Origin of the sequence: Trinickia sp. (assembly GCF_035492435.1) — a bacterium.
GTDB lineage: Bacteria > Pseudomonadota > Gammaproteobacteria > Burkholderiales > Burkholderiaceae > Trinickia.
This window is the reverse complement of sequence record NZ_DATJJF010000180.1, coordinates 1-6,403: the sequence shown is the minus strand read 5'-3', so window position 1 is coordinate 6,403 and position 6,403 is coordinate 1. Positions and strand designations below refer to the sequence as shown.

General features: G+C 61.0%; 7 protein-coding genes. 6 read left to right on the top strand and 1 reads right to left on the bottom strand.

Features of this window, described 5'->3' with window-relative positions; translation table 11 throughout:
• From tolA to ybgF, 4 genes are all read left to right on the top strand, one after another.
• Positions 1–747 (top strand): cell envelope integrity protein TolA (gene tolA / locus VL598_RS13215; RefSeq protein ID WP_325327180.1); only part of this gene is annotated, 747 nt, incomplete at its 5' end.
• A 102-nt stretch (positions 748–849) separates the two neighbouring features.
• The gene (gene tolB, locus VL598_RS13210) at positions 850–2,142 is read left to right on the top strand and encodes a Tol-Pal system beta propeller repeat protein TolB (RefSeq protein ID WP_325327179.1); all 1,293 of its coding nucleotides are present in this window, start codon (positions 850–852) and stop codon (positions 2,140–2,142) included.
• Positions 2,143–2,176: 34 nt separating this feature from the next.
• Positions 2,177–2,680 carry a peptidoglycan-associated lipoprotein Pal gene (gene pal / locus VL598_RS13205; RefSeq protein WP_325327178.1) on the top strand — a complete coding sequence of 168 codons (504 nt, stop codon included), beginning with the start codon at positions 2,177–2,179 and terminating at the stop codon, positions 2,678–2,680.
• A gap of 18 nt (positions 2,681–2,698) precedes the next feature.
• Positions 2,699–3,448, top strand: coding sequence for a tol-pal system protein YbgF (gene ybgF / locus VL598_RS13200; protein WP_325327177.1), 750 nt, complete (start codon positions 2,699–2,701; stop codon positions 3,446–3,448).
• A gap of 83 nt (positions 3,449–3,531) precedes the next feature.
• Here ybgF and VL598_RS13195 read toward each other — a convergent pair whose 3' ends face one another.
• Positions 3,532–4,365, bottom strand: coding sequence for a helix-turn-helix transcriptional regulator (locus VL598_RS13195; RefSeq protein ID WP_325327176.1), 834 nt, complete (start codon positions 4,363–4,365; stop codon positions 3,532–3,534).
• Positions 4,366–4,425: 60 nt separating this feature from the next.
• On the opposite strand from VL598_RS13195, the gene VL598_RS13190 reads away from it, so the two are divergent.
• Entirely contained in the window at positions 4,426–4,989 is a 564-nt protein-coding gene (locus VL598_RS13190) for an NADPH-dependent FMN reductase (RefSeq protein WP_325327175.1), read from the top strand.
• A 41-nt stretch (positions 4,990–5,030) separates the two neighbouring features.
• Positions 5,031–6,254 (top strand): MFS transporter, encoded by a 1,224-nt coding sequence (locus VL598_RS13185; RefSeq protein ID WP_325327174.1) that lies wholly within the window; start codon positions 5,031–5,033, stop codon positions 6,252–6,254.
• Positions 6,255–6,403 lie beyond the last annotated feature (149 nt).

Here is a 6,403-nt window from a genome sequence, read left to right as displayed (position 1 = left end):
GCGCGTGCTGCATTGCTCGCAGAGCAACAGCGCCAGCAGCAGCTCGCCGAGCAGGAAGCACAAGCCAAGCAGCAGCGTGAGTTGCAGCGGCAAGCCGAGCTCGCGGCCCAGAAAGCCGCGCAGAAGGCCGCGGCCGACAAGCTCAAACGGCAACAGCAGGCTGAAGCGCTCAAACAGCAGCAGCTTGCCGAGCAACAGAAGCAGCAGCAACTCGCGGAACAACAGAGGCAGGAACAGCAAAAAGAGCAGCAGGAGCAGTTAAAGCAGCAGCAATTGAAGCAACAGCAGCTCGCCGCCGAAAAGAAAGCTGAGGCTGACAAGGCCGCCAAGGCAAAGGCGGTCGAGGAACAGCAGGCAAAGCAAAAGCTCGACCAGGAACGCCGCGCGCGGCTCGCTCAGCTGCAAGGTTTGGCCGGCGACAGCCCGACGGGCAACGGCCTCGCGAAGGGCGGCACCGGCACGGGCTCGGGCGGCACGGCCACGTCGCCGGGCTACTCCGACAAGGTTCGGCGGCGCGTGCGTCCGAACATCGTTTGGGCTGGCGACACGCAGGGGCTTCAAACGGTGATTGCCGTTCACTGCTCGACATCGGGTACCCTGCTCTCGGCCACGGTCCAGCGCAGCAGCGGAAATGCACAGTGGGACGAAGCGGCATTGCGTGCCGTGCAGAAATCCGATCCAATGCCGCTCGACGACAACGGACACGCGCCGACAAGCTTCATGATTACATTGCGCCCGGCGGAATAACCGAGCCTATGCAAATTGGCGCTTCGATTGCGAGCAGGAACGAAAGATGGATTGGCGAGTCTTCGCTGTTGTGACAATTTTTAGTTTTTTGGGAATCACGGCATGAGATTGATGACGAAGCTGGGACTCAAGACATGGTTGGCGTCGTGCCTGATCGCTGCAGGCGGCGCGGCACATGCACAACTGAACGTGCTGGTAACCGGTGTGGGTTCCACGCAATTTCCCATTGCAACCGCGAACTTCGCCAACGAAACCGCCACGCCGCAGCCGATCAGCAAAATCGTCCGCGACGATCTGGCGCGCAGCGGCAAATTCAACAATATCGACGTCGGCAATACGACCGTCTCCGAAACCGATTCAGTCGATTTGGGTGGGTGGAAAGCCAAAGGCGCAGACGCTTTCGTTGCGGGCAGCGTGACGCCGCTCGCCAATGGTGAGTATCAGATCCGCTTCAAGCTGTATGACACCGTCAAGCAACAGAACCTCGGCGGGCTCGAGCTGACTACGCCAGCAAGCGGCTTGCGCATGACGGCCCATAAAGTCGCCGACTACATCTACGATAAGCTGCTCGGCACGCGCGGCGTCTTTGCGACGCGCCTCTCCTACGTCGTGAGAAGCGGCAACCGTTATCTGCTGCAGGTCTCGGACTCGGATGGCCAGGACGTGCACGTCGCGTTGTCGAGCCCGGAGCCGATCATCTCCCCCGTGTGGTCACCTGACGGCACGAGGGTCGCCTACGTCTCGTTCGAGAAGAAAAAGCCGATCGTCTACGTGCACGACCTGCCGACGGGGCGCCGCGTCATCATCTCGGACCAGAAGGGCAATAACAGCGCGCCGGCATGGTCGCCTGACGGGCGCACGCTCGCGGTAGCCCTTTCGCGCACCGGCAACACGCAGATCTTTGCGGTCAATGCGGACGGCACGGGCTTGCGGCGTCTCTCGCAGAGCACCTCGATCGATACCGAGCCCGCGTATTCGCCCGACGGCCAATCGATTTACTTCACGAGCGATCGCGGCGGCCAGCCGCAGATCTACCGGATGCCGGCGCAAGGGGAAAGCGCCGGCGCGGCACAGCGCGTGACGTTCTCCGGGAGCTATAACACGAGTCCGCGCGTGAGCCCGGACGGCAAGACGCTCGCGTACATCTCGCGGGTGGGCGGCGCATTCAAGCTGTACGAACTGGATTTGGCAAGCGGCGTGGCAACGGCGCTCACCGACACGATTCATGACGAATCGCCGAGCTTCGCGGCGAACGGTCAGTACATTCTTTACGCCACTCAGGTGAACGGCCGTGGCGTGCTGGCCGCAGTTTCGACCGACGGTCGGACTCGGCAAATCCTGTCCGTTCCGGGAGGCAGCGTGCGCGAGCCCTCCTGGGGTCCGTTTATGCAATGATCTTTAGGCAATAACCACACAAGGAGAGTAAAAAATGATGTCCAAGCTTCGTATGGTGTTCGCGTCCCTGCTCGTGGGCGTGTTGGCGGCATGTCATTCCGGCGTGAAGCTCAACGAGAACGCAAGCCAGGGTGCCGTGAGCACGCAGCCCAATCCGAACGCCGTGGCGCCCGTCAACGTCGACGAGCTGAACAACCCGAATAGCCCGCTCGCCAAGCGTAGCGTGTACTTCGACTTCAACAGCTATTCCGTCAGCGACCAATACCAATCGCTGTTGGCAGTGCACGCGAAATACCTGAAGAACCATCCGGGCCAACATATCCTGATCCAGGGCAACACCGACGAGCGCGGCACGAGCGAGTACAACCTCGCGCTCGGCCAGAAGCGCGCGGTAGCAGTGCTTAACGTACTCAAAACGCTCGGCGTGCCGGATTCCCAGATGGAAGCTGTGAGCCTCGGCAAGGAAAAGCCGCAGGCGACGGGTCATGACGAAGCGGCGTGGGCGCAAAACCGCCGCGCGGACATCGTTTATCAGTAAACGAAACAGGCCAAGGCTATGAACCCCCGTACTTCCTGGCTGCGCGGCGCCGCAGCTGCATGCATGGCCGCCTCGGCACTCGTTGCCGGGCCTGCGCACGCGGGTATGTTCGATGATGATCAGGCACGCCAGGCGATTCTCGACTTGCGAGCGAAGTCGGACAACGCCGTGAGTCAATTGGCGGCCGCTCAGCGAACTCTTCTCGATCAGTCCAACCGGCTCGACCAGCTGAACCAGCAGGTAGCAACGCTGCGCGGGCAGAATGAGGACCTGACGAACCAGCTGACCACGCTGCAAAAACAGCAGAAGGACTACTACGCCGATCTCGATACGCGGATCAAGAAGCTCGAGCCGCAGCAGGAGACGGTGGACGGCGTCCAGGGCACAGTGCAGCCAGGCGAAACGGATGCGTTCAATCAGGCCTCGCAGCAGTTCCGTAGTGGCGACTTCAAAAACGCCGCTGCGTCGTTTCGCGATTTCATCGCCAAATATCCGCAAAGCCCTTATCAGCCGACGGCGCAATACTGGCTCGGCAACGCGCTTTATGCGCTACGCGACTACAAGGGTTCGACGGCAGTCTGGCAGAACGTCGTGAAGAACTACCCGCAGCACCCGCGTGCGCCTGAAGCGTTGCTGGCGATCGCGAACAATCAGCTCGAGCAAGGTCAAAGGGCAGCAGCCCGCAAGACGCTCCAGCAGATCGTCTCGCAATACGCCGGATCGGATGTGGCGCAATCCGCGCAGAACAAGCTCACGCAGATCAAGTAGTTTTGTTCGCGCGAGCGCGGCAGTGCTCGACGGAAAAAGCCCAAAGCGTCTCACGCTTTGGGCTTTTTTCTTGGGACGTCGAATCAGGCGACCAAGCGGCCGGACGCCTCGCCATCGCGTTGACGCATCTGTTCCATATAGCGTCGTGGCGGCGCACCTAGCAAGCGAGTAAAGAGCGTCGTCAAACTGCTGGCGCTCTGATAGCCGAGTTCGAGCGCCGCCTGCGTGATCGATTGCCCACGTGCGAGCCGATCCACCGCACATACGACGCGCAGGTGCTCCCGCCAACGGCCGAACGTCATCCCCGTCTCACTCACAAAAAGACGCGCGAGCGTGCGTGAACTCGTGTGCGAAAGCGCCGCCAGTTCGTCGAGGTTGACGTTCGCGCCGGGATGCTGACGAAGGAAATCGATGGCGAATAGCAACCGACGATCGCGACCATGAGGAACGAACAGTTCTGGACCGCTCCGCGGCTGCTGGGCATGCAAGACCATCAGTTGCGCGATCAGTTCGACCGTGGCGGAGTCGCCCCCCGTGCCACTCAGTCTTACCGCTTCGCGCCCAAGTTCACGCAGCAAATCCGAGACGACCACCGTACCGCAACGCGAAGGCAATTGCGTAGCGAGCGCTTGCGAGAAATGGATGTGGATAAGGGATGACGACTCGCTGTATTGCGCATCATGTGCCACTTCCGGCGGCACCCAGACCGCAAGCCCAGGCGGGGCAAGCCACAACCCCTCCTCACCTGTCACGGCCATAGTCCCGCGCAATACGATGGAGAGTTGCCCGCTATCGTGCGCATGACGGGTGATGGAGACACCCGCTGCATGATCGACCGAGACGGCCTGAATGGTGAAATCCGACATGGCAGCCAAGCGGCAGAAGTTGGCAGGATAGACGAAGAAACCAACGGGCATTTCTCGAATAATACTCCGACAGCACGGCCAATGTGGTCGCGCGCCTTTCCCGGAGTTCAAATGAAGTCGGTTTTCAACATTGTCGGCATCGCGGGCAGCTTGCGTGCTGCGTCCTATTCGCAGATGATCCTGAAGTCGATCGCAGGACTGGTGCCCGCGGGTTCCACGGTCAATTCCATCGACATCGGCGCGATCCCCCACTACAACGAAGACCTCGAACGCGAAGGACTCCCGCAAACGGTGGTGACGGCACGTGCTCAAGTTGAGGCATGCGACGCAGTGGTCATCGTTACACCCGAGTTCAATCACGGCCTGCCTGGCGTGCTCAAAAACACGCTCGATTGGCTTTCCCGTCCCGCATTCACGGGTTGCATGAAAAACAAGCCCGTGTTTTTCGTGACGCTGTCGCCGGGAGCGCTCGGCGGCGTACGCGCTCAATACCAAATGCGCGAAACGCTTGCATCGATGCTGTGCCAATTGGTGCCTCTGCCTGAAATGGCGATCACGCACGTTGGAGCGAAAGTGGACGACGGTCAGTTGACCGAGCGCGCCACGCTCGACTTCATCGAAGGCAATTTGCAGCGATTCCTCAACACGGTCGTTGCCGGTACAGCAGGCCAATAAAGGTCAACAAGGACCAAGAAAGGGCCAACAGGCATCACATCATGAAAGACAATCACGCCGCAAAGCCAAGTACAGGGCTCATCGTATTCGCGCTTGCCATGGGCGGGTTCGCGATCGCCACGAGCGAGTTCGCCTCGATGAGCATCTTGCCGCTGCTCTCAAACGGGTTTGGCATTGACGCGCCGACGGCAGCTCATGCGATCAGCGCCTACGCGTTGGGTGTGGTTGTCGGCGCACCGTTGCTTGCTGTCCTCGGGGCGCGGTGCGAACGTCGCTTGCTGCTAATTCTTTTGATGGTGCTATTCGCGCTCGGCAATACGCTGAGTGCGCTTGCGCCAAGCTATCGATGGCTGCTCGTGTTCCGGTTTCTGAGCGGCTTGCCGCATGGGACTTTTTACGGCATGGCGTCGCTGGTCGTGACATCACTCGTTCCGGAGAATCGACGCTCGGTCGCCCTTGGCCGCATGTTTTTGGGCCTCACATTGGCCACGGTCGTCGGCGTGCCGCTCTCCGATTGGTTGGGCCATCTGGTAGGTTGGCGCTGGAGCTTCGGCCTGCCTGCGCTGCTGGCCGTATTGACCATGACGTGCATTCGCCTCTGGGCACCGCGCGTGCCGGCTGCCGAGGGAGCAAGTCCGCTGCGTGAGCTTGGCGCACTGCGTCGCCCTCAGGTATGGTTGACGCTCGGGATCGGCGCTATCGGATTTGGCGGACTGTTCTCGGTCTACACCTATTTGGCAGATGTCCTGAGATCCGTGACGCACGTGTCGGTGACAGTGACGATGCTTGTCTTGGGTGTGCTCGGGCTCGGCATGACCGTTGGGAACATCATCGTTCCGGCATTTGCCGACCGTGCACTGATGCGCACCACCGGGCTTGTGCTCTTGTGGAGCGTCGCGTCGCTCATCGCCTTCCCGTTCGCCGCACACAACGTGTGGACGATCACCCTCGACGTCTTTCTGATTGGCGTCGGTGGTGCGCTCGCGACAGTGCTGCAGACGCGGCTCATGGATGTGGCCGAGGATGCGCAGGGCCTTGCCGCCGCACTCAATCACTCGGCTTTCAACGTTGCCAACGCACTCGGGCCTTTCCTGGGTGGACTCGCCGTCGCCAGGGGGCTTGGTTGGACATCGCCCGGCTGGGTCGGGGCGTTGCTTGCGGCCGGAGGTTTCGTGATCTGGGCTTGGTCTAGTGTTTTGCAACGCAAAACCGATGCAAATCGCCCAGTCGTCATTCGAGAACGGGCCCACGTCGGGTTTCATTGAGTCAGCCGGTATGTTGCCTCGGCGTGGGCGTGCGATTGCGCTCCACGCCGATGGCATGATCGCCACTGTGTGGGCGCACCGCCACTGCGGGTCGATGTTGGCGCGATAAGAACGCTAGAATCGCACCACCGTCCTGTGTCGGGAGACGC

Excerpts from the sequence above, each read along its gene's own strand:
- pal (WP_325327178.1), top strand. The coding sequence starts at position 2,177 with ATGATGTCCAAGCTTCGTATGGTGTTCGCGTCCCTGCTCGTGGGCGTG.
- ybgF (WP_325327177.1), top strand. The coding sequence starts at position 2,699 with ATGAACCCCCGTACTTCCTGGCTGCGCGGCGCCGCAGCTGCATGCATG.
- VL598_RS13190 (WP_325327175.1), top strand. The coding sequence starts at position 4,426 with ATGAAGTCGGTTTTCAACATTGTCGGCATCGCGGGCAGCTTGCGTGCT.
- VL598_RS13185 (WP_325327174.1), top strand. The coding sequence starts at position 5,031 with ATGAAAGACAATCACGCCGCAAAGCCAAGTACAGGGCTCATCGTATTC.
- VL598_RS13195 (WP_325327176.1), bottom strand. The coding sequence starts at position 4,365 with ATGCCCGTTGGTTTCTTCGTCTATCCTGCCAACTTCTGCCGCTTGGCT.
- tolB (WP_325327179.1), top strand. The coding sequence starts at position 850 with ATGAGATTGATGACGAAGCTGGGACTCAAGACATGGTTGGCGTCGTGC.